The organism is Ruminococcus sp. OM06-36AC, from assembly GCF_003438725.1.
GTDB classification, from domain to species: domain Bacteria; phylum Bacillota; class Clostridia; order Oscillospirales; family Ruminococcaceae; genus Ruminococcus_C; species Ruminococcus_C callidus.
Genome location: NZ_QSTT01000006.1, coordinates 103,741 through 126,728, shown reverse-complemented (window position 1 = coordinate 126,728; position 22,988 = coordinate 103,741). Strand labels below are relative to the sequence as shown.

General features: G+C 53.5%; 17 protein-coding genes. 2 read left to right on the top strand and 15 right to left on the bottom strand.

Features of this window, described 5'->3' with window-relative positions; all coding sequences use genetic code 11:
• Window positions 1-858: 858 nt before the first annotated feature.
• From DXB92_RS13615 to DXB92_RS06870, 9 genes are all read right to left on the bottom strand, one after another.
• The gene (locus DXB92_RS13615) at window positions 859-996 is read right to left on the bottom strand and encodes a hypothetical protein (protein WP_181976949.1); all 138 of its coding nucleotides are present in this window, start codon (window positions 994-996) and stop codon (window positions 859-861) included.
• 247 nt (window positions 997-1,243) lie between these two features.
• Entirely contained in the window at window positions 1,244-2,911 is a 1,668-nt protein-coding gene (locus DXB92_RS06905) for an ATP-binding protein (RefSeq protein ID WP_117733301.1), read from the bottom strand.
• A complete protein-coding gene (locus DXB92_RS06900; RefSeq protein ID WP_117733300.1) occupies window positions 2,908-3,588 on the bottom strand; it encodes a response regulator transcription factor in 681 nt (226 codons plus the stop codon). Before DXB92_RS06900 ends, DXB92_RS06905 begins: the two co-directional genes overlap by 4 nt.
• Window positions 3,589-4,570: 982 nt before the next feature.
• Window positions 4,571-5,218: a phosphate signaling complex protein PhoU gene (gene phoU, locus DXB92_RS06895; RefSeq protein WP_021683071.1), complete on the bottom strand. Its 648-nt coding sequence runs from the start codon at window positions 5,216-5,218 to the stop codon at window positions 4,571-4,573.
• A complete protein-coding gene (gene pstB, locus DXB92_RS06890; protein ID WP_021683072.1) occupies window positions 5,218-5,967 on the bottom strand; it encodes a phosphate ABC transporter ATP-binding protein PstB in 750 nt (249 codons plus the stop codon). Before pstB ends, phoU begins: the two co-directional genes overlap by 1 nt.
• 471 nt (window positions 5,968-6,438) lie before the next feature.
• Window positions 6,439-7,281 (bottom strand): phosphate ABC transporter permease PstA, encoded by an 843-nt coding sequence (pstA, locus tag DXB92_RS06885; RefSeq protein WP_242986615.1) that lies wholly within the window; start codon window positions 7,279-7,281, stop codon window positions 6,439-6,441.
• Between the two features lie 56 nt (window positions 7,282-7,337).
• Window positions 7,338-8,186 (bottom strand): phosphate ABC transporter permease subunit PstC, encoded by an 849-nt coding sequence (gene pstC / locus DXB92_RS06880; RefSeq protein ID WP_117733298.1) that lies wholly within the window; start codon window positions 8,184-8,186, stop codon window positions 7,338-7,340.
• Between the two features lie 385 nt (window positions 8,187-8,571).
• Window positions 8,572-9,423 carry a substrate-binding domain-containing protein gene (locus tag DXB92_RS06875; protein WP_117733297.1) on the bottom strand — a complete coding sequence of 284 codons (852 nt, stop codon included), beginning with the start codon at window positions 9,421-9,423 and terminating at the stop codon, window positions 8,572-8,574.
• Window positions 9,424-10,222: 799 nt separating this feature from the next.
• Complete coding sequence (locus tag DXB92_RS06870; RefSeq protein ID WP_117733296.1) at window positions 10,223-11,077, bottom strand: phage replisome organizer N-terminal domain-containing protein; 855 nt, start codon at window positions 11,075-11,077, stop codon at window positions 10,223-10,225.
• A 1,226-nt stretch (window positions 11,078-12,303) separates the two neighbouring features.
• On the opposite strand from DXB92_RS06870, the gene DXB92_RS13610 reads away from it, so the two are divergent.
• Window positions 12,304-12,441, top strand: a complete 138-nt coding sequence (locus DXB92_RS13610; RefSeq protein WP_181976947.1) for a hypothetical protein — start codon at window positions 12,304-12,306, stop codon at window positions 12,439-12,441.
• A 260-nt stretch (window positions 12,442-12,701) separates the two neighbouring features.
• On the opposite strand, the gene DXB92_RS06865 is transcribed toward DXB92_RS13610, so the two are convergent.
• The 3 genes from DXB92_RS06865 to DXB92_RS13605 form a co-directional block, all read right to left on the bottom strand.
• Complete coding sequence (locus DXB92_RS06865; protein WP_242986614.1) at window positions 12,702-13,448, bottom strand: hypothetical protein; 747 nt, start codon at window positions 13,446-13,448, stop codon at window positions 12,702-12,704.
• A gap of 20 nt (window positions 13,449-13,468) precedes the next feature.
• Complete coding sequence (locus DXB92_RS06860; protein WP_242986613.1) at window positions 13,469-14,542, bottom strand: glycosyltransferase family 2 protein; 1,074 nt, start codon at window positions 14,540-14,542, stop codon at window positions 13,469-13,471.
• Between the two features lie 691 nt (window positions 14,543-15,233).
• On the bottom strand, window positions 15,234-15,371 hold the full coding sequence (locus tag DXB92_RS13605) for a hypothetical protein (RefSeq protein WP_181976912.1): 138 nt from the start codon (window positions 15,369-15,371) through the stop codon (window positions 15,234-15,236).
• 298 nt (window positions 15,372-15,669) lie between these two features.
• On the opposite strand from DXB92_RS13605, the gene DXB92_RS06855 reads away from it, so the two are divergent.
• Window positions 15,670-17,562: an endo-1,4-beta-xylanase gene (locus DXB92_RS06855; protein WP_117733295.1), complete on the top strand. Its 1,893-nt coding sequence runs from the start codon at window positions 15,670-15,672 to the stop codon at window positions 17,560-17,562.
• A 259-nt stretch (window positions 17,563-17,821) separates the two neighbouring features.
• Here DXB92_RS06855 and DXB92_RS06850 read toward each other — a convergent pair whose 3' ends face one another.
• The 3 genes from DXB92_RS06850 to DXB92_RS06840 all read right to left on the bottom strand — a co-directional run bounded on the left by DXB92_RS06850 (window position 17,822) and on the right by DXB92_RS06840 (window position 22,979).
• Window positions 17,822-18,181 carry a DUF3783 domain-containing protein gene (locus tag DXB92_RS06850; protein ID WP_117733294.1) on the bottom strand — a complete coding sequence of 120 codons (360 nt, stop codon included), beginning with the start codon at window positions 18,179-18,181 and terminating at the stop codon, window positions 17,822-17,824.
• Window positions 18,182-18,610: 429 nt separating this feature from the next.
• On the bottom strand, window positions 18,611-21,415 hold the full coding sequence (locus tag DXB92_RS06845) for a glycoside hydrolase family 2 TIM barrel-domain containing protein (protein WP_117733293.1): 2,805 nt from the start codon (window positions 21,413-21,415) through the stop codon (window positions 18,611-18,613).
• A gap of 709 nt (window positions 21,416-22,124) precedes the next feature.
• Entirely contained in the window at window positions 22,125-22,979 is an 855-nt protein-coding gene (locus DXB92_RS06840) for a zinc-ribbon domain-containing protein (RefSeq protein WP_117733292.1), read from the bottom strand.
• Window positions 22,980-22,988 lie beyond the last annotated feature (9 nt).

Here is a 22,988-nt window from a genome sequence, read left to right as displayed (position 1 = left end):
AGCTTTGGGGCGGTTATTTCCGTTTATTATCGTTATTATGGAAAATATCGTGCATCAATGCTATAATAGCAACGATCAGGATACTGTACTGAATCAAATCTGACCAAGTTACGTATTCCATATCACTCACTCCCTTCTGGGAGCCGGAATCGACCAGCCCGTCGCCCAGCGGAAATGGCGACGGCAGACTCGCCCAAGGATAGCGAGCCGCCTACCGTTTTAGGTATGCCCTCGAGTATTTCGTATATCACACTACGCAAAAAATGTCAAACGATGGTTTCCGTTGTTTTCGCAAGAATAAAAATGACTTGACAAATCGGAAAAAATCGCGTATAATAAAAGTAAAGAGAGCACACCAGTAGACGGTCTGCTCCCATTTGCGAATATGTTATAGAATAACCGTCACAAGTTGGGGAACTTCAGGGGCGGTTATTTCTTTTTCTTCTTGTGATTACGGTTGCCATGTTTTTTATACAATGAAGTGATAAATGTTGCCAGAGAAATCAGAAACGTTCCGATTTCCAGTAAATCACGAAATGTAACAAAACTATCCACTGCAATCACCTCCCATATGCTGGATTATGCAAATGGGAGGGAGTACTCCGAACAAACCGCCTACCGTTTCAGGTATGCCCTCGGTTTTTTATTATATCACACTACGAGAAAAATGTCAAACCATAGTTTATGCTGTTTTTCGCAAGAATAAGTATAGGTTATTCGCAGTTGCCGAGCAAAAACAGACTTGACAAACCGGAAAAAATCGCGTATAATAAAAGTAAAGAGAGCACACCAGTAGACGGTCTGCTCCCACTGCATAAGTTAAAAGGATAACCGCCGCAAGTTGGTAGCTAGGGGCGGTTATTTCTTTTTCTTGCCGTGGTGATTCTGATTACTATTTTTATGATTATAGTAAATGTACAAGATCACGCTGATCAAATCCAGCAGAAAACTGCAAATCTTCAGCAAATCACCTAAAGTGATGTATTGATCCATCATACCGATCACCTCCCATCTGTTCCAATGAGCAGTGGGAGCAAAAATCAGAAAAAGACTTGACCGCCTACCGTTTCAGGTATGCCCTCGGCTTTTTATTATATCACACTACGCGAAAAATGTCAAACGCTCATTCGTCTGCAAATCGCCAAGAAAGCATCACCCCAACAACACATATCAAAAAAGAGAGCACGCCTCACGGTCTGCTCTCTTTTTCTTTTCCAAAATCATGTGGATATTCCCCGCCGCATCACGCCGCCGGAAATGTCAGTGTGATCTCCGTGCCCTGCTCCGGTTCGCTGCGGACAGAGATCGTGGCGTGGTGAAGAGCTGCCCCGTGCTTGACGATAGACAGCCCCAGTCCGGTGCCGCCCACCGCTTTGGAGTGGCTCTTGTCCACCCGATAAAACCGTTCGAAAATGCGTCCCTGCTCCGCCGCAGGAATCCCGATGCCGGTATCCTTGACCCGCAGCACCACATGGTCTGCCACCTGCTGCACGTCCACCCAGACACGCCCGCCGGCACGGTTGTACTTCACGGCATTTTCGCAGAGGTTATACACCATTTCCCCCAGCACCTGCCGCACGCCCTGCACCTGCCCGTGGGTGCCGTTTGCCACCAGCGTGACACCGTTTTTGCGGGCAACGGAGGAAAGCTGCTGCACCACGTCCCGTGCCATTTCCAGCATGTCCACCGTTTCCCGTTCCATGGGCACCTGATTTTCGTCCAGACGGGACAGCTTGATAATGTCCCCGATCAGGGTAATCAGCCGCTGGGATTCGTCGTAGATCTTCCCTGCAAAATGGGGAATATCCTCCGGCTTGACAATGCCGTTGCGAATGATCTCCGCAATGCCGGAAATGGAAGTCAGCGGCGTTTTCAGTTCGTGGGAAACATTCGCCGTGAACTCCCGCCGGTACTGTTCCTGTGCCTCTTTCTCCGTCACGTCCAGCACCAGAATCACTGCCCCCACCATATCTTCCGCAAAATCAGGCTGGCAGACGGCGTTGGCAATGATCTGGTACACCCTGCCGTTCAGCTCCAGATTTTCCTGTGTGTGGCGACCTTTCAGGGCACTGTCCACCGCGTTGCGGAAGCCCTCGCTCCGGTTCACCGCCAGCAGATTTTCGTGTTCCTGTCTGGGATCCATGCCGAAGATCTGCATGGCACTTTTATTATAGGATAAAATCTGATAGTTCCGGTCTACTACGAACAAGCCCTCGCTCATGTTCTCGGTAATCATGGAGAACTCCTGCTGCTGCTTGCGGATCTCCGCCATGCGGGCATCGATCTCCCGATTCTGGGCGGCAATTCGCTGCAAAAACGGGGAAAGCTCGTCATAGGTTTCCACCTGCTCCGGATGTTTCAGGTCGATCTCGCTCAGGGGCTTCACGATTTTTTTGGACACCCGATAGGACAGCACGCCCGCCAGCAGACAGGCTGCCAGAAAGATAAACACCAGCGGCGAAAGCATGCCGCCCATGAGGAACAGCACGGAACGCTGGGACATGGAGAGCCGCAGGACCGTGCCGTCACTCAGCCGCTTAGCGTAGTACATGGTGTGTTCCGACAGGGTGGACGAACGCCGGACACTGGTGCCGGAATCGTTCTCCATTGCCTCCCGCACCTCCTGCCGGTCGGCATGGTTTTCCATGGTTTTCGGGTCGCTGCGGTTGTCGTATTTCACCGTGCCGTCTGCGGCGATCCATGTCACGCGGCAGTTCTGGGCGTGAAGGCTGTCGAAATACGCCATGCCCTCCTGTTCCACGCCCTGTTCCGCAAACTGTGCCGTCGTCCGCAGCTGATCCAGCATAGTGGTTTCGAAGTGGTTATACAGCACGCCGGTAATCAGTGCCAGACTTAGCAGCAGCACAGAGATCACGACGGCGATAATGGATTGAAAAATTTTCCTGGTCATGCGTTTCCATCTCCCGAACGATAGCCGATACCGCGGACAGTTTCAATGTATTTGCCGCAGTCCCCCAGCTTCTGCCGCAGGTGCCGCACGTGCACATCAACGGTACGGCTTTCGCCGTCGAACGAATAGCCCCAGATCTGGTTCAGCAGCTGGTCGCGGGTAAAGACAATTCCCGGATTGTCCAGCAGCAGGCAGAGCAGTTCGAATTCTTTCAGGGTCAGGTTCACCGGCTCCCCTGCCGCCTGTACCACGTGGCGAACCGGATCCACCCGCAGTTCGCCCAGCTGGAGCACCTTGCCCTCTGCGGACTTTTCCGCTGTCCGGCGGAGCACTGCCTTAATCCGTGCCACCAGTGCCATCATGCCGAAAGGCTTTGCCACATAGTCGTCTGCCCCGTTGTCCAGTCCCACTACCTGATCGTACTCCGTCCCCTTGGCAGTCAGCATAATGACCGGCAGGCTTTTGGTTTCCTGCCTGCCGCGGATTTTCCGGAGGATCTCCAGACCGTCTTCTTCCGGCAGCATAATATCCAGCAGCACCAGTTCCGGCAGTTGTTCTTCCATGGCGTGCCAGAACTCCGAGGGCAGCCCGAACCCCTTTGCGTCCATGCCGGTGCTCCGCAGGGTGTAGATCACCAATTCCCGAATGCTGTCGTCGTCTTCTACTAAATAAATCATATGACTGCCCTTTCTTCCCGCAGAGTGTACCGGCAGTGCTGCCTGTGCAGCCGTTCCGCCGGCTCTGCATCTGTCATTTCAACAAAAAGAGGGAACGTCCAAAAAGATGCTCCCTCCTGACGTTTTACCGTCTATATCGTACCATATTCCCCGTCATTCGTCAAGGAAATTTTCGGGGTTCGCCCAGTTAAAATAGGATTCCGTTTTTATCAGGCTCCCTTGAAAAGGGAGCTGGCAGCCGCAGGCTGACTGAGGGATTTCTTCCGTAAAACCTCACACATTACGTAAAAGATTTCACAGAGAACCCCTCCACCGTCTGCGACGGTCCCCCTCCCCTTTCAGGGGAGGCTTTTTACATTCAGGCTCCCTTTTGGTATATAGGCTCCCCTGAAAAGGGAGCTGGCAAGCCGTAGGCTTGACTGAGGGGTTTCTTCCGTAAAACCTCACACATTACGTAAAAGATTTCACATAGAAATCCCTCCACCGTCTGCGACGGTCCCCCTCCCCTTTCAGGGGAGGCTCTTTTTATTCAGGCTCCCTTTTGGTATATAGGCTCCCCTGAAAGGGGAGCTGGCAAGCCGCAGGCTTGACTGAGGGGTACTTCCGTAAAACCTCACACATTAAGCAGAAGATTCCACAGAACCCCTCCACCGTCTGCGACGGTCCCCCTCCCCTTTCAGGGGAGGCTTTTTACATTCAGGCTCCCCTTTGGTATATAGGCTCCCCTGAAAGGGGAGCTGGCAAGCCGCAGGCTTGACTGAGGGGTACTTCCGTAAAACCTCACACATTACGTAAAAGATTCCAAAAGAACCCCTCCACCGTCTGCGACGGTCCCCCTCCCCTTTCAGGGGAGGCTTTTATATCTAGGCTCCCCTGAAAGGGGAGCTGTCACCGCAGGTGACTGAGGGGTACTTCCGTAAAACCTCACACACCAAGCAAAAGGTTCCACAAGAACCCCTCCACCTTTCAATGGCAACTCCCCTCACGCCAGCTTCATATGGTCGCCGGTAATGGCATAGATCACCCATTCCGCCACGTTGACAGCATGGTCGCCGATGCGTTCCAGATACTTGGCGATCATCATCAAATCCAGTGCACCCTCTGCCATGTCCTGGTTCGAACGCACCAGTTCCACCAGTTCCGAACGGACTTTCAGGAACAGATCGTCCACCTGATCGTCTGCGGCAGCCACCTTTTTCGCCAGTGCCGCATCTTTTTTCACATAGGAATCCACGCTGTCGGTTACCATGTGAATGACAGCATTTGCCATTTCCTTGATGTGTACCTTGCTCTCATACTTCTGAAAAGAAACGTGCTTGGTAATGTCCGAAATATCAAACGCCTGATCGCCGATACGCTCCAGATCAGAAATCATTTTCAGGGCAGAAGAAACCACACGCAGGTCGGTCGCCACCGGCTGCTGCATCAGCAAAAGCCGCATACAGAGCCGTTCAATATCCCGTTCGTGCTGGTCGATCTCCATTTCAATGCTGCCGACTTTTTCGGCAAGGTGCTTGTCGTCCTCCAGCAGAGCCTGAATGGCACCGGAAATGGCATCTTCGCAGAGTGCTCCCATTTGAATCATTTCGGTATTCAGCGTTGTCAGCTGTGCTTCGTAGTGTTCTCTCATTATCCGAACCTCCCTGAAATATAGTCCTCTGTCCGCTGATCCTGCGGCTTGGAAAACAGCTGTTCTGTTTCGGCATATTCCACCACTTCTCCCAGCAGAAAGAACGCAGTGCGGTCAGACACACGGGTTGCCTGCTGCATGTTGTGGGTTACAATAATAATGGTATAGTCCTTTTTCAGCGACAGCACCAGATCTTCCACCTTGGAAGTGGAGATCGGATCCAGTGCACTGGTGGGTTCGTCCATGAGAAGCACTTCCGGCTGTACTGCCAGTGCCCGTGCGATACAGAGCCGCTGCTGCTGTCCGCCGGACATGCCCAGTGCACTCTTGTTCAGACGGTCTTTGACCTCGTCCCAGATCGCCGCACTCCGCAGGGAGTTTTCCACGATCTCGTCCAGCTTCGCCTTGGAATGAATGCCGTGGGTACGGGGGCCATAGGCGATATTGTCATAGATGCTCATGGGGAACGGGTTCGCTTTCTGGAACACCATACCCACCCGCTTCCGCAGCAGGTTCACGTCCATATCACCGTAGATGTCCTCGCCGTCCAGACGAATGTCACCAGTGATCTTGCAGCCCTCCACCAGATCGTTCATCCGGTTCAGGGATTTCAGCAGCGTAGACTTGCCGCAGCCGGAGGGGCCGATAAAGGCACTGACCTCATGTTCCGGCAATTCCAGATTGATATTTTTCAGGGCATGGAACGTGTTGTAGTACAAATCCATGTTGTGAATCGCAAATTTTGCCATAGTTGTTTTTCTCCTCATAAGATGTGGGTGGGCGGTGGTCTTTCAGGTATCCTCTTTCATCAGGCTCCCTTGAAAAGGGAGCTGGCAGCCGCAGGCTGACTGAGGGGTTATCTCGTAAACCCTTTACACCAAGCAGAAGATTTCACAGAACCCCTCCACCAGCTTCGCTGGTTCCCCTCCCCTAAAGGGGAGGCTTTTTATATCTAGGCTCCCTTTTGTGTTATAGGCTCCCCTTTAGGGGAGCTGGCAAGCCGTAGGCTTGACTGAGGGGTTATCTCGTAAACCTTTTACACCAAGCAAAAGACTTCACAGAAGAATCCCTCCACCGCCTAACGGCGGTCCCCCTCCCTTTTCAAGGGAGGCTTTTTCCACTAGGCTCCCTTGAAAAGGGAGCTGGCAAGCCGTAGGCTTGACTGAGGGGTTATCTCGTAAACCCTTTACACCAAGCAAAAGATTCCGCCGAACCCACACTCACTTTTTCGTCAGCTTCTTTGCCACATAGCCGGACAGGGCATTGATGAGAATGACCATGACCAGCAGCACCACAGCCGTGGCGTATGCCGCACCCATGTATTTGCCCTCGCACAGCAGCTGGTACATATGTACCGCCAGCGTCCGGCAGGGTTTCAGGAAACCGGTGCAGACATCGGTGGACGTTCCGGCGGTGTACATCAGAGCCGCGGTTTCACCGACGATTCGACCGACCGCCAGAATGATGCCCGCCAGAATGCCGGGAACTGCACTGGGCAGGATAATGCGGAAGATGGTGCGGAGCCGTCCGGCACCCAGTCCGAAGCTGCCCTCACGATAGGAATCCGGCACGCTCAACAGGGCTTCTTCCGTGGTACGCATAATCAGCGGCAGTACCATCAGTGCCATTGTAATTGCACCGCCCAGCAGCGAATAGCTGAACTTGCAAGTCACGGCAAACGCCAGAAATCCGAACAAACCGAACACAATGGACGGGATTCCCTGTAGAGTTTCGGTGGTCATACGAATGATCTTCACCAGCGTCATCTGGAACTTGCTGCCGCGGTTGGAGTATTCCACCAGATAAATGGCGGAGAACGCCCCGATCGGCACGGCGATCACCAGTGTCAGCACTGTCATCATCAGCGTATTCAGAATGGACGGCAGCATAGAACAGTTTTCGGTCGTATACTTCCATGCGAACATGGACAGGCGGATATTCGGCACGCCCATGACCACGATATAAACGATCAGGCTCAACAGCACCCCTGCCGTAATGACTGCCGCCAGAATCGTCAGAAGCAGAACCACCAGTGAGCTGGGGTGCCGCTTATACGAAGCCATTTTCTGCCGGAAGGTCTGATGGTTGATGCCCACGATCTTCGCTGTATTTTCCACGTTCATTTCTGCTCCTTTTTCCTCACCAGCGAGAAGCAAACATTGATCAGCAGGATAAAGACGAACAATACCACGCCGGTACCGATCAGTGCTCCTCGGTGCAGGTCTGTTGCGTAACCCATTTCCATAACGATATTCGCCGTCATGGTGCGGACACCGGACAGCAGGCTCTTGGGGATCACGGTCTGGTTGCCGGCGATCATGACTACCGCCATGGTTTCGCCAATGGCTCTGCCGATGCCCAGAATGATGCCTGCCATGATGCCGGACTTTGCCGCCGGCAGGGTGGCACAATACACGCTGCGTTCATGTGTCGCCCCCAGTGCCAGCGAGCCTTCGTAGTAGCTGTTGGGCACGGCACGGATCGCCGATTCGGAAATTTCGATAATGGTGGGCAGGATCATAATGCCCAGCAAAATGCCCGCAGTGAGCACGCTTTTGCCCACGCCGAAAATGCTCTGCATGATCGGCACAATGACCACCAGTCCGAAGAATCCGTACACAATGGAAGGGATTCCCGCCAGCAGAGAAATCGCCGGCTTCAGGATCTTATACAGCTTTTGCGGGCAGAATCTCGCCATAAAGACGGAACACAGCAGCCCGATGGGCACCCCCACCAGAATAGCGATACCGGTGGCGTAAATGCTGCCGATGATCATGGGGAGAATGCCGAACTCGCCCTCCTGCGGCTTCCAGATCACGCCGGTCAGGAATTTCAGCGGTCCGATCTCTGCAATGGCGGGGAACCCGTTGACGAACAGGAATCCGCAGATCAGCACCACCGCCAGAATGGACACGCAGGCTGCCACCAGAAAGACCACTTTCATAATGGACTCACGATACTTTTTCATGAATGTTTTTGCTCCTCTCTGAGAGAGTGGAATGATATTCGTTTTACAACGCAATTGTAGTGCTGTGTAACAACTGGAATTTTGACAATTACAGGAATCAGCCTCCCTTGAAAAGGGAGGGGGACCAGCGAAGCTGGTGGAGGGATTCTACTGAAATCTTTTCCTTGTATTTCAAATTTCACTGAAAAAATCCCTCAGTCAGCCTACGGCTGCCAGCTCTTACCGAGCCGTCCCTTTTGTCACTTCGTGACATTTCCCCATTCCATGGGGAATCACCCTTTTCAAGGGAGCCTGATTTGCAAAATTTCAAAAGAAATATTGTAATCCCCACATTCGCAATTTTCTTTGCCTGCCAACGGCAAACACAGCATAACCTGTCTTTTCTTTACTGTTCCGTCAACGCAGACCACTCTGTGATCTCGCCGGTGTAGATCTGCTTGATCTGATCCTTGGTGATCGCATCGAGAGAATTGTCCTTGTTGACGATGACTGCAATGCCGTCCATTGCCAGAACAGTGCTCTTTACGCCGGTTTCAGTGTCTTTCAGTTCGCGGGAAGCCATGCCGATGTCGCATACGCCCTCCTGTGTGGAAGTCACGCCGGTGGTGGAGTCGCTCTGCTGTACGTCTACGGTCACGTCCGGATTCACGTCCGCATAAGCCTCTTTCAGCTTAGTCATGACCGGTGTGACAGAAGAAGAACCGGCAACCACCACGCTGCCCTTTGCACCGTTGGAGGTATAGCTTTCTGTGCCCTGTGCCACATAGCCCTCTTTGCTGATGACATCTGCGGCATCGGTACTCATGATGTAGTTGAAGAAATCCTGTGCCGCATCGCTCAGTTCCTCGCCGTCCTTGGTGACGATGTTGAACGGACGGGAAATGGAATAGCTGCCGTCAGCCACGGTGTCCACGCTGGGTGCTACGCCGTCTACTTCCAGAGCCTTGACGGAATCGTCCAGAGAGCCGACAGAAACATAGCCGATAGAAGCCGCATTGCCGGCAACAGTCGTCAGCATAACTGCGGTGCTGTTCGTGACCTCTGCACTGGAAACCGTGTTGTCCTTGTCGTCTTCTATGATGCCGCACAGTTCAGTGAATGCTCCGCGGGTGCCGGAACCGTCCTCACGGGTGATCACGGAGATTGCTCCGGAAGCACCGCCGCCGCAGCCTGTCAGACTGCTTGCCATCATGCCCAATGCTGCAACTGCTGCCGCGATCTTTGTCATTTTTTTCATAACGCATAACTCCATTTCCGGACACGCTTCGCTGTGTCCCTTGCCGATTCTGCCATAGGCAACAGCTGCCAACCCTGTGCACAAGATGCGTAGTCAGATTTTTTCGCAAATCGTCCAGAAATTCCGCAGACATACTTGATGTATGGCAAGGGATTTCTGGAAAATCTGCAAGCAGATCACGTGCAGGTCTTATGTGGTTTGTTGCCTTGAATCGTGTTTCGTTTTTATTGGGAAACGCGGAATAAAGCTTGTGCGGAAGATGCGTAGTCAGATTTTTTGGCAGATTGTTCAGAAATTCCGCAGGAATACTTGATGTACGGCAAGGGATTTCTGGGCAATCTGCCGGAAAATATGCAAGCAGATTACGTGCAAAGCCGTCAGGCGGGCTTTATTCTGCGTTTCCCTATGTTCCAATGAACAATGTTATTATAACAAGCCTATGTAAAGTCTGTTATCGCGGCAATGTGAAATCTAGGTTAAATGTTAAGTTTTGCGGCATGTCCTTTGTTAACTCCGAAAAAAGCACGGAATTTCGGTATGTTTTCAGCCGGCATGCACTGAGAGGACAGCCCTTTTCACAGAAAATACCGCTGAAACGACAGATTCCGGCAGTGTGTTGGAGTTATGGAAACACTGCATAAAGCTTGTGCGTAAGATGCGTCGTCAGATTTTTGGGCAGATTGTTCAGAAATTCCGCAGGCAGACTTGGTGTCTGGCAAGGGATTTCTGGGCAATCTGCCGGAAAATCTGCAAGCAGATTGCGTGCAAAGCCGTCAGGCGGGCTTTATGCAGTGTTTCCTTACGTCAGGTTATAGACAAATGACGCATAAGCCTCTGCATTTTCACACCGCGGGGTCTGGGGTTTGTCCGGACAGGACGGTTTTTCGTGGCGTTCCCATGTCCGCAGAGCCGCTTTCCAGTCCCGCATCGGGTGCTTTCCGATGTTCCAGCCGTTGGCTTCGTAGTAGTCGTAAAACTGTTCTGCCGATACCGTGCTGCCCCGATGCATGCAGTAGTTCCGTATCTCCTCCAGTGTCGGCCTGGAAAAAGCAGTCCCTTTTTTCCGGCTGCCGGTTGTGGTGGTTGTTTCGGGAACTGCCGCGGCAGCGGTCTGGCTCTCCGGAAACAACTCTTTCTCTGCATCTGACTCTGTTTCTTTCTCTATCTCTAACTCTTTCTCTATCTCTTTCTCTACGTCACAATGTGCAGCCGGTGTGTCACAATGTGCAGTTTCGGTGTCACAAGCTTCTGCCGGTGCCTGAACCGGTTCCTGCGGCTTGACATCTGCCAGTTTCTGCCGTGCTTTTCGCATGCGTTCCGCAGAAGCACTTTCCGAACCCGTCACCGCACCTACCTCCGGAAGATAGTAGACCGTTTCCGACTTCTGTTCCAGCCGGTGCACACGCATCAGAAACTCCAGCGTGTCCCTGACCAGTTCTTCGTCCTCGTCCAGCGTCAGTGCCAGTTCCGTGTGAAAATCCGGCTCCAGCCCGTCGAAGTACAACTCGCCGCTGCTGGAAAGGCTCAGCAGCAGCATTTTCAGATAGATCATCACGCAGGTATCCCCGTTAGGCATTCGCCGCAGTTTTTTCACTGCCTTGTCCTGAAAGAAATGTTCCTGTAATTTCAGCCAATAAAACCGTTTGCTTTGCATGTGCAGTTCCTCCTGTTCCCGCCCGTCCGGAGCACGCTTCGGGCTGGCATTTCGCAATGTAAGGCAATACCGCACAATCTTTGTGCGGTATTGCCGTTATTTTCGGCAGGGAAAAAAGCCCCTCCATATATAGGCTCTCAGAGGGGAAAAGTTGCACGCCGGCGTGCAACTATGAACGAGAATTTACACAGTTTCTGATGAAAGTTCGGAATATTGGAAGTTAGCTGGAAGTTTCGGGCAGGTTCTGTTGGGAGAGGCAGTGCTGCCCGGGTAAACAGATCGAGCATGACATGCTATACTATTATAATAGTATAGACGTGCAATGGCTCGACTGCACGGCAGCAAAAAAGCCGCACCACCCACCGGAACGCTCCGGCAGTGATGCGGCTGTTTGACATTTTTTGCAAAGTGTGGTATACTGGATTTCGAGGGCATACCTGAAACGGTAGGCGGTTTGTTTCTGCTCCCACTGCTCATTGGAACAGATGGGAGGTGATTGCATTGGATAGTTTTGTTACATTTCGTGATTTGCTGGAAATCGGAACGTTTCTGATTTCTCTGGCAACATTCATCGTTTCATTGTGTAAAAAACATGACAACCGTGATCACAAGAAGAAAAAGAAATAACCGCCCCTACGTCTTCCAAACATGTGGCGGTTAAATCTTTTTAACTATCTACAGTGGGAGCAGACCGTCTACTGGTATGCTCTTTCTATCTTTATTATACGCCAGAACGCCGCATTTGTCAAGGGCTTTTTTGCTGAAAACTGTCGTTTGACATTTTTCGCGTGATGTGGTATACTAAACTTTGAGGGCATACCTAAAACGGTAGGCGGTCGATTCCAGCTCCCGGAAGGGAGTGAGTGCAAATGAACCTGGACATTCTCGTCAAGTGCATTAGCATGGTTTGCGAAGTCTTCAAGGCATATCTTGCCTACTTAAACTTCAAGAAACGGAAATAACCGCCCCCAAGCTTCCAACTAAAGGCGGTTATTTCAAATAATCACATATTGGGAGCAGACCGTCTACTGGTATGCTCTTTCTATCTTTATTATACGTCAGAACGCCCTGTTTGTCAAGGCTTTTTTTGCTGAAAACTATCGTTTGACATTTTTCGCAAAGTGTGGTATACTGGATTTTGAGGGCATACCTGAAACGGTAGGCGGTCAAGTCTTTTTCTGATTTTTGCTCCCACTGCTCATTGGAACAGATGGGAGGTGATCGGTATGATGGATCAATACATCACTTTAGGTGATTTGCTGAAGATCGGCAGCTTTCTGTTGGATTTGATCAGCGTGATCTTGTACATTTACTATAATCATAAAAATAGTAATCAGAATCACCACGGCAAGAAAAAGAAATAACCGCCCCTAGTCTCCAAACTGCGGCGGTTATTCTTTAACATAATGCAGTGGGAGCAGACCGTCTACTGGTATGCTCTTTCTATCTCTATTATACGTCAGAACGCCGCATTTGTCAAGGGCTTTTTTTGCCGGAAAATGCGGTTATTTTTATGCCATGGGATTCCGCAGGGTGAACTGCATTTGTCCGCACGTCCACGCTGAAACGCACATCTGCATAGAAAAAAGCTGCCCTTTTGAGAAAGGACAGCCTTTTCTGATTCTTAAGACTCCAGCAGACCTGCTTCCCGCATATTTCGCAGCAGCAGGTTGAACTGCTCCACAATGTTATCCACGCTGCTGGCCTCCGCTACCGCAGCTGCCGGCGTAACGACACCGGCGGCACCAGTTGCACCCGTAGGCCCTGTGGCACCGGTAGGACCTGTCGCACCAACGGCACCGTCCGCACCTGTGGCACCGGTGGGACCTGTCGCACCAACGGCACCGTCTGCACCTGTGGCACCGGTAGGACCTGTCGCACCAACGGCACCGTCTGCACCAGTTGCACCGGTAGGACCTGTCGCACCAACGGCACCGTCTGCACCAGTTGCACCGGTAGGACCTGTCGCACCAACGGCACCGTCTGCACCTGTGGCACCGGTGGGACCTGTTGCACCAACGGCACCGTCTGCACCAGTTGCACCGGTAGGACCTGTTGCACCAACGGCACCGTCTGCACCTGTGGCACCGGTAGGACCTGTTGCACCAACGACACCGGCGGCACCTGTTGCACCCGTAGGACCTGTGGCACCGGTGGGACCTGTCGCACCAACGGTACCGGCTGCACCTGTGGCACCGGTAGGACCTGTTGCACCAACGGCACCGGCTGCACCTGTGGCACCGGTGGGACCTGTTGCACCGACCGGACCGGTCACACCTGCCGGACCTTGCAGACAACAGGGCACAGGCGGCGGTGCCGGCATGCAGCAGCGGTCAGGCTGGCTGGGTTCTCCGCAATTACAATATGCCATTCTATATCGCTCCTTTCGCATCATTTCCGGCGGGCAGCCTTTTCCGCGAAATACTGCCGGTTATACGCCACTGCCGCATCACCGCGGCGAAAACTGCCTGCCAATGCATTATATGCTGCCGCCGTGGAAATGTCACCCATACGGTCATAGCACACGCACAGCTGGATCGCCGGCAGATAGTCACAGCACTCCTGCCGCCAGAAGCCCTCGTGGGGCTGGTGACCGGTTTCGATTGCCAGATGATACCAGAAAGCTGCCTGCGGGTACTGCTGCCGCTCCAGAAACAGCCCGCCGATCTCGCAGCAGATCTCCGGCTGGGGAATGCCGTAGCAGAACGAACGGAACAGACTTTGCATTGCCTCGTCGGGCTGTTCCAGCCGGGCATAGCAGCGGCCTGCAAGCAGGCATGCACCGATGTTGTCCGGTGTCCAGCCCCTGCCCTCCTGCAAAAACTGTTCCAGCACCGGCAGTGCCGCCCGATAGGCTCCGTGGTCGCAAAGCTCCCTTGCATAATAGTACTGCTCCCGCGGCGAAAATCGTTTGCCGGACAGCAGCAGTTTCTGATAAATGTGCAGATTCCGGTCAGGGTCGCCGGCGTGCAGTTTCCGGTGGGACACTGCCGCATCGCCGTAGCGGATACTGCCGGAGGGCACCACGGCTTCATGTACGGCTCCGGTGAAACGATAGCCGCGGCTCCGCCGGAAAATCCGTTCCCGCCGGGAGATCATCTGGGGCGTTCCGGCAGCGTCAAAGCTGAGCCAGTAAGGGAGAAATACCATGTCTGCTTCCGGAGCCTCCAGGATTTTTCGCAGCTTTTCGTGGTTTTCCCCCTCGATGACATCGTCCGCGTCCAGCCACAGCCAGTAATCTCCTACGGCTTGGGAAACGGCGTAGTTCCGTGCCGCGGAAAAATCGTCGCACCACGGAAAATCATAAATTTTGGCGGCATATTCCGCAGCCACTGCCTTGGTGTTGTCGGTGGAGCCGGTGTCCACCAGAATGATCTCATCTACCAGATCTGCCACCGAATCCAGACACCGCCCCAGCACCGCTTCTTCATTTCGCACGATCATGCAAAGACTGATCAAAGGCATATGCATTCCTCCTTCTGCTGGTTTATCGTATGCGGCAGGAACGGCGGAGGTGCGGTTTTTGGCAGTCTGTAGGGGCATTGCGGCATGGTGCAAACTGCATTGTAGAAAAGTACAAAAGTACGCAGTTTTGTTTCTGCGGAATCCCATGGCATAAAAATAACCGCATTTCCCGGCAAAAAAGCCCTTGACAAATGCGGCGTTCTGGCGTATAATAAAGATGGAAAGAGCATACCAGTAGACGGTCTGCTCCCACTGTTTTAGTTAAAAAGATTTAACCGCCGCAAGTTTGGGTGCTAGGGCGGTTATTTCTTTTTCTTCTTGTGATCACGGTTGTCATGTTTTTTACACAATGAAACGATGAATGTTGCCAGAGAAATCAGAAATGTTCCGATTTCCAGCAAATCACGAAATGTAACAAAACTATCCAATGCAATCACCTCCCATCTGTTCCAATGAGCAGTGGGAGCAGAAACAAACCGCCTACCGTTTCAGGTATGCCCTCGGTTTTTTATTATATCACACTACGCGAAAAATGTCAAACCATAGTTTCCGTTGTTTTCGCAAGAATAAAAATGACTTGACAAATCAGCCAAAATCGCGTATAATAAAAGTAAAGAGAGCACACCAGTAGACGGTCTGCTCCCACTGCTTGAGTTAAGATTTAACCGCCGCGAGTTGGTAGCTGGGGCGGTTATTTCTTTTTCTTGCCGTGGTGATTCTGATTACTATTTTTATGATTATAGTAAATGTATAAGATCACGCTGATGCAATCCAGCAGAAAGCTGCCGATTCTCAGCAAATCACCTAAAGTGATGTATTGATCCATCATACCGATCACCTCCCATCTGTTCCAATGAGCAGTGGGAGCAGAAACAAACCGCCTACCGTTTCAGGTATGCCCTCAAAGTTTAGTATATCACACTTTGCGAAAAATGTCAAACAACAAATTACAATACCTATATATAAGTGGCAGCCGCCACTTCCCCCAACCGGAAAGCACGTCTTTTGCACAAAATGAGGCGTGCTTTTTTGTGATTTCATACAAATATCCGTGTGGTTGGTTGACTTTTTCTGCTTCACATGCTACAATAAAATAGAATATTTTTGTGGCAGGGAGGAACACATTCATGAAAAAGGAAATCAGAACTCGTGTAACTGCCGGTGTGCTGAGTGCCGTGATGCTCTGTGCAGCAGTTCCGGTAACGACAGCGTTCAGCAGCAGTTCTGCCGGCATTGTCAGTGCGGCAGAAGACGACGGCACCACAGAGATCTACAGCAATGGCTTCGAGGACGGCGATGTTTCGGCATTCACCGGCAGAGGCGGCGTAGAAACCATTACCGCAACCGATTCGCAGGCATACAGCGGCTCTTACTCCATGTGCGTCAGCGACAGAGCGAAAAACTGGAACGGCCCGCAGTTCCTGCTGGACGACAGGTGCGAAGCCGGCGTGCAGTACACTGTCAGTGCCGCAGCAAAGACTGAGTGGTACAACTCGATCAAGCTGAGCATGGAATACACCGATGCCAGCGGCGAACGCCACTACAGCAATTTGAAGGAACAGACCAGCAACGGCGACTGGGCAACATTCTCCAACGTGAAGTTCAGCTTCTCCGAGGACGTTTCCAAGGTATACCTGTACTTTGAGTGCAACGACACCGCCGCCATGTACATCGACGATTTCGAAGTACGCACGGCTCCGGTATACCCCATTCAGAAAGACATTCCGTCCCTCAAGGACGTGTATGCCAACGATTTCAAGATCGGCACCGCAGTGACCACTGCGGAACTGGCTCCCCAGTCCACCAAGGATCTGATCGCCAAGCATTTCAACAGCATCACGCTGGGCAACGAACTGAAGCCGGAATCCATTCTGAACAAAGCCGCTACCCTCGCTTCCGGCAGCAACACCGATCCGGTCATCAATCTGGCAAGTGCCAGAACCATTCTGAATTACTGCCGTGACAACAACATTCCGGTTCGCGGACACGTGCTGGTATGGCACAGCCAGACACCGGACTGGTTCTTTAAGGAAGGCTTTCAGGACGACGGCGACTGGGTATCCAAGGACGTGATGCTCCAGCGTATGGAGAACTACATCAAGAACGTTTTCGCGGCTCTGGAAGAAGAATACCCGACGGTAGACTTCTACGCATGGGACGTGGTCAACGAAGCATGGCTGGACAACGGCGTTCCCCGCACCGGCGGCGGACAGTCCGAGAATGCCAACTATTCCGGCTGGGTCAAGGTATTCGGCGACAACTCCTTTATCGAACCGGCATTTGAGTATGCCAGAAAGTACGCTCCGGCAAACACCAAGCTGTACTACAACGACTTCAACGAGTACATGCCGCAGAAAACCGATGCGATCTGCAAAATGGCTCTGGAACTGAAAGAGAAGGGACTGATCGACGGTATCGGCATGCAGTCCCATCTGGACGTTGGATTCCCTAACGTTTCCACCTATAAGAAGGCTCTGGCAAAGTTTGTCGAAACCGGTCTGGACATTCAGGTCACCGAGTTGGACATCACCACCTCTGACACTTCGGAAGCCGGCTTCGAGAAGCAGGCAGAGATGTACAAGGGCATCATGGACGCATGCGTAGAGTATGCAGACAGCATTTCCGCAGTGGTATTCTGGGGCACCACCGACGACAAGAGTTGGAGAGCCGCAAAATCCCCGTTGCTGTTCAATGAAGACTACACCGCAAAGCCGTCGTTCTACGCCATCGTAGAGGGCAAGGATCCGGTAGTCACCACTGCAAGCACCACAGAAACCACTGCGGAAACTACCACCACTACCACTATCACCGAACCGGTCGGCAATGTCATTCGCGGCGATGTCAACGAGGACGGTATGCTGAACGGATTCGATCTGGCGATCATGCGGGATATGCTGTTCAAAGAAGTTGCACTTGTACCGTCGGAAACTGATCCGAATTTCCAGCGTGCTGACATGAACGCTGACGGCAGTTTCAACATTCAGGACGCTGTCACATTGATGAAGTTCCTGCTGGGTTAAGGAAACGCTGCATAAAGCCCGTAAAATTACGACATTTCCCAATTTCATTTTTTTGACTTCCATTATATGCAAAAACACGGCACCGCCCGCTTTGGGTGTGCCGTGTTTTTGCGTTGGTGGGGATAGAGGGAAACCCCTCAGTCACCTCTAAAATGAGCCTCCCCTGAAAGGGGAGGGGGACCGCCGTTAGGCGGTGGAGGGGTTCTTCCGTGAAATCTTCTACACGCCCTACTCGCCCAGAAAATTTTCAAACGAACATTCACTTCTCCCCCATCGCTTGCCGTTCCCGTTCCAGTTCCTGTGCCAGCCGGTAGACGTTCCAGTTCTGGTTGGTAGGGGTCAGCACTGCCTTGTGGGGAATGACGATGCCGGCGTTCCGGAGGGCAGCCAGCAGCTTGTCCATGTGGGAATTTTTCAGCCCGCACATCACCAGCAGCCCCGTTTCCGGCAGGGGCAACGCCGGTGTTTCCTCTGCCGCCGCCGCAGGATAACCGGCAAGCTGCCCCAGACTGCGGGCATACTGTTCCGGCTGTACCAGCACCGTCCGCAGCCGCAGCCGACGTGCGACCTGCTCCACGCCGTCCGTGTCGGGAATTGCAATGAGTAATAATTTTTCCATGTGTATACTCCTTTGAGATCGTGGAATCAATGTGGAATCGTAGGGACAGATTGCACCGTGTCCCCGCTGGAAGAATAGCCTCCCTTGAAAAGGGAGGGGGACCGCCGCAGGCGGTGGAGGGGTTCTCTCGTAAAACCTCTTGCTTAATGTAAAGATTTACGAACTAACCCCTCAGTCACCTGCGGTGCCAGCTCCCCTTTCAGGGGAGCCTATACACAAAAGGGAGCCTGAATGCAGGAACAGCCTCCCCTGAAAGGGGAGGGGGACCGCCGCAGGCGGTGGAGGGGTTCTTGTGGAATCTTTTGCTTGGCGTAAAAGAGTTTACGGAAGCACCCCTCAGTCACCTGCGGTGCCAGCTCAGCACAAGGCACGCCCTGCGGGTGCCCTAAAGGGGAGCCTATACACAAAAGGGAGCCTAAATAAAATCCCTCACACCCCAAACCACTTCCGCAGCTGTTCCGCCGTCACACTCTGCTGCGGGGCGAATGCCTCTGATGCCGCGTAGTGCAGCAGGCTCTTTGCCAGCCAACGCACTTCCGGACGGGTGGCGATCTCGGACAGGCGGCTGGTGCAGACCAGCAAGCTGCCGCTGCCCACTTTGGCTTCCCAGAGAATGCCCAGCTTGTGGTTGCGTTCGAAGTTGTCGATCATCTGTACAATGGGCGTGAACCCCGCCGGCGTGTCGTCCAGAATGGTGCAATCCGCCGCAGTCACAATGTCATACCACTGGGGCGTGCTGTACTCCTGCGTGGGGAACAGTTCCAGTGCGGGGTGGTCGTCCTGAATGCAAAGCCCCATGGTTCCCACAGCAACCGGCTTTTTCATCCAGTTGCAGATGTCGCGGAACATGGGATAGCACCAGAAATCCGTACAGTAAAAGCCCTGTATGCTCTCCGCCGTTTCCCTGGGGAAAAAAACTGTCTTTTTCCCTGCCGCCAGAGCCGCCAGTGCCGTTTCCAGCTGCTCCGTGACACACAGTTCCCCCTGATCTTCCAGTGCCGGCATGGCGATCGCCGGATAGAGCATCAGGTCATAGACGTTGCAGACATCGGTGTCCGCCAGCGACAGAATGAGGTGCACCCGTTCCGGCTGCTGCAACTCCTCCGGCATGCGGCAGAAGATGCTGCCGATCTCCGTCAGACCAGATTCCGCCTGTACCGAAAATCTCCCCTCGCCCAGCTTGTCGCCGTTTTCCCGAATCAGCAGCCATTCCGCCTTGCCGGACTGGGGCAGCACTGTCCGCAGAGAAACCTTTGCCGCAAACATCTCGCCGGTAATCAGCACGTAGGACGGGAACTGTGCCAGCAGTACGCAGTCGGAGCAGAACATTCGCCATTCCTCCGGCGAGATCAGCCCCTTGTTGTCCAGAAATGCGTCCAGCATGCCCACCAGAGCCGTGCCCTGTCCGGAAAAGTCCTGCAAGTCCAGCAGCTGGAAGCCGGCAATATAGCGGGAACGCATGGCGGCTTCGATCTCCTCCTTGTAGCAGGCAGCCGCCAGTGCCCCGCTGCACCGGAAGAACCGGTTCGCCTGATGCAGCATGCCCCTGGCAGCAAGGCGTTCCCGAAAGACTTCGAAATTCCGTGCTTTCAAAGGCCCCGTGTACTTCTCGATCTCCCGAAAATCCGGATAGACCTCGTACTGTCCGATCTCGTGGGTGATGACCGGCTTGGTGGGGATCAGTCCGCCGGCAGTCTTGCTGACCTGCACTTTCTTCACGCCGGTGCCGTACTGGATCTCGATCTCCTCCGTGTCGCCGCTGTCCTCTCCGGCGGTCTGTCGGGGAAAGATCACGTCGTCATACTGGTGCATGGTGCTGGGACGGTCGGTCTGGACGTGTCCCAGCGGAGCATCACACATGCCGAAAGAGCCGCGGAGCAGCCGTTCCTTGCTCAGCCGCACGCCGACAAAATAGTCGTCCTCCGGCACCATCAGCGGGAAGTGCTGAAAGTTGTTGCAGCCCTGTGTGTACAGATGCCGGCTGTCCTTTTCCTTGTAGTGCCGCAGGATCTCCCCCAGCCGTTCCGGACTGCCCCACAGTTCGTTCCCCAGCGAAAACATCACAAACGAGGGGTGATTGCCGAAGGTTTCCAGCATCTTGTCCCCCAGTGCAATGAGGTAGTTCTGTTCGGCTTCGTTGTAGCCCTCCTCACCGGGAGCCGCAATGGTGCCCCAGAACGGCAGTTCCGGCTCCATGTAGATGCCCAGCAGATCTGCCGCAGTAAAGGCAGCGTCCGGCGGGCAGCAGGTGTGGAAGCGGTAGTGGTTGATGCCGTAGCTTTTAGCGATGCCCAGCACCCGCAGCCACTCGTTCACATCTGTGGGAGCGTAGCCGGTTTTCGGGAAGATCAGTCCGTCGTGTTTGCCGCGGAGCATGGTGGGCTGGCCGTTGATCGTGAACCGGCTGCCGTCAGCACAGAACTCCCGCATGCCGAAGCTGACATAGCCGCAGTCCGCCTCGTCGATGTTGTAGACCAGATAATACATGGCGGGGTGGTATTCGCTCCACGCATAGTACGCCTCGTCCAGCGGGATCGTCACCGAAGCCGTGCCGTTTTCGTCCGCCGTCAGCTGTGCCTGAAACAGCGGAATGCTGTCCTCCTCATCGTCCTCCATGACGCTGCCGGTGGCGGTAAAGCTTGCCGTCGATGCCCCGTGAAGCTGCATGGTGAGGGTGACATTTTTTTCCGCCGGATTCGGATACGCCTGTACATGGTCTGCATAGACCTCCGGAAACACTTCCAGCGTCATCTGACCGGTGATGCCGTTCCAGTTGGACTGGGTGTCCGGCGAGGTGAGGTGACCGCCCTTGGTGGGATAGCCGGTGTTCTCCACCAGCACCAGAATCTCCACCAGCGGCTTGGTCACATAGGCGGTGATGTCATAGACGTGGGGCGTGCACAAACTGTCACAGCTGCCCACCCGCCTGCCGTCGATCCAGAGGGTCGTCATGCGGGTGCGTTCCAGCGTCAGCTTCATGGGGCAGCAGCCGATGTCAGGGTCGATCAGTTCCGGATCGATATAGATTTTTTTGCGGAACCACGCCTGCCCTTCAAAAGCGTAGGCATCGGTGAGAAAACCGGTTTCCCGTCTGGGATTTGGGGTGCCTTTTTTGGCGAGAGAGGTAGTATTGGGGAGTGAAATGGTATCGGAAAACGCCGTGGGGAAAGTGCCCTTTGCCATCTGTGCCATGGAAAAGTCCCACACGCCGCTGAGGTCATAACTTCGAAACATCGTGTTGTTCATTCCTTTCGCTGAATTGCCTTTTCGGTTAAATTTAGTGTACCATATTGCAGAATGTGTGTCAAGGAATAATTTAAAAATGTTTGGGCAATACCGCACAAAGATTGTGCGGTATTGCCTTTGGAAAAAGCCACATCTCAACAATCAGAACGCACAGACTGGAGAGCCGGTCTGTGCGTTTATGGAGATATGAAGTTGTCTGAATCAGTGGGATTATAGGACGAGTTGTGCTGTGTCCGCGGAATCCCTCCACCAGCTTCGCTGGTTCCCCCTCCCCTAAAGGGGAGGCTTATTTGTACATAGGCTCCCCTTTAGGGGAGCTGGCAGTGCGTAGCACTGACTGAGGGGTGCTTCCGTGTAACCTCACACATTAAGCAAAAGATTCCACAGAAGAACCCCTCCACCAGCTTCGCTGGTTCCCCTCCCCTTTCAGGGGAGGCTTTTTACATTCAGGCTCCCTTGAAAGGGGAGCTGGCACCGCAGGTGACTGAGGGGTGCTTCCGTGTAACCTCGCACATTAAGCAAAAGATTCCACAAAATAACCCCATTCCCTCACCACCCCACCATCATACCAAACCAGTTTTTCAAAAACAGCACAACTGAAAAAATTCACAAAAAAGCACGCACAGACTCATTCGCCCATGCGTGCAGATATAGGGCAACACCGCACAAAGCCCGCCTGACGGCTTTGCCCTAGGAATTACCAAAGTCCGAAGAAATACCGGCAGGCATCTTCAAAATCTCCGTAGTACTCATAGTTGTCGTAGGAGGAATCGAAGGTGCTGCCGCTGTCCAGCATGCCGCTGACCATGCCCACCACTGTAGACAGGATCACGATAACCGAGATCACGATGCCGATAATGGAGCAGATCAGACCGCCAGTGGACAAGCCGGAGTTGCCGGTTGTGCCGTTGGGGTTGTTCTTGGCTTCCTTGCGGGACATGCAGGAAAAGACGATGCCCAGAATGCCGAACAGAACGCCGGAACCGGAGCAGGAAGACACAATAGAAACGATGCCGAGGATCAGTCCGGCGACTGCCTTGCCGTCGTTCTTCTTGGGCGGATTGTACTGGGGCGGATAGTAGCTGTTCTGGGAATAGCCCTGCTGTCCGTAGCCGTTCGGCTGCCCATAGCCCTGCTGCCCGTAGCTGTTCGGCTGCCCGTATCCCGCCTGTCCGTAGGGCTGCTGGGAATAGGGTGTCTGGGGCGGTGTCTGCCCGTAGCTCTGCCCGCTGCCAGTGGGCGGATAGGTGCCGCCGGACTGGCTCGGTGCCTGCTGGGGAACCGCACCGCCGGACGGCATGGAATAGGGGTTCGTGTCACCGGTCACGCCGACAGCGTCCGGTGTTTCCGGTGTCGGTGCGGCAGTGCTTTCCGCGGAATCTGCGGTGCTGTCCGGTGTGCCGAAATCTTCCGGAACATCTGCCGTATCCGGTGCAAAGGAATCCGGTGCGTCCGGCACAGGCGGCTCTCCGCCGGAAAGCCGTGCCCCGCAGTTGGGACAGTATTGGGTGCCCTCCGGCACGATCTCGCCGCAGGTTTCACAAGTCAACATAGGGTTTAC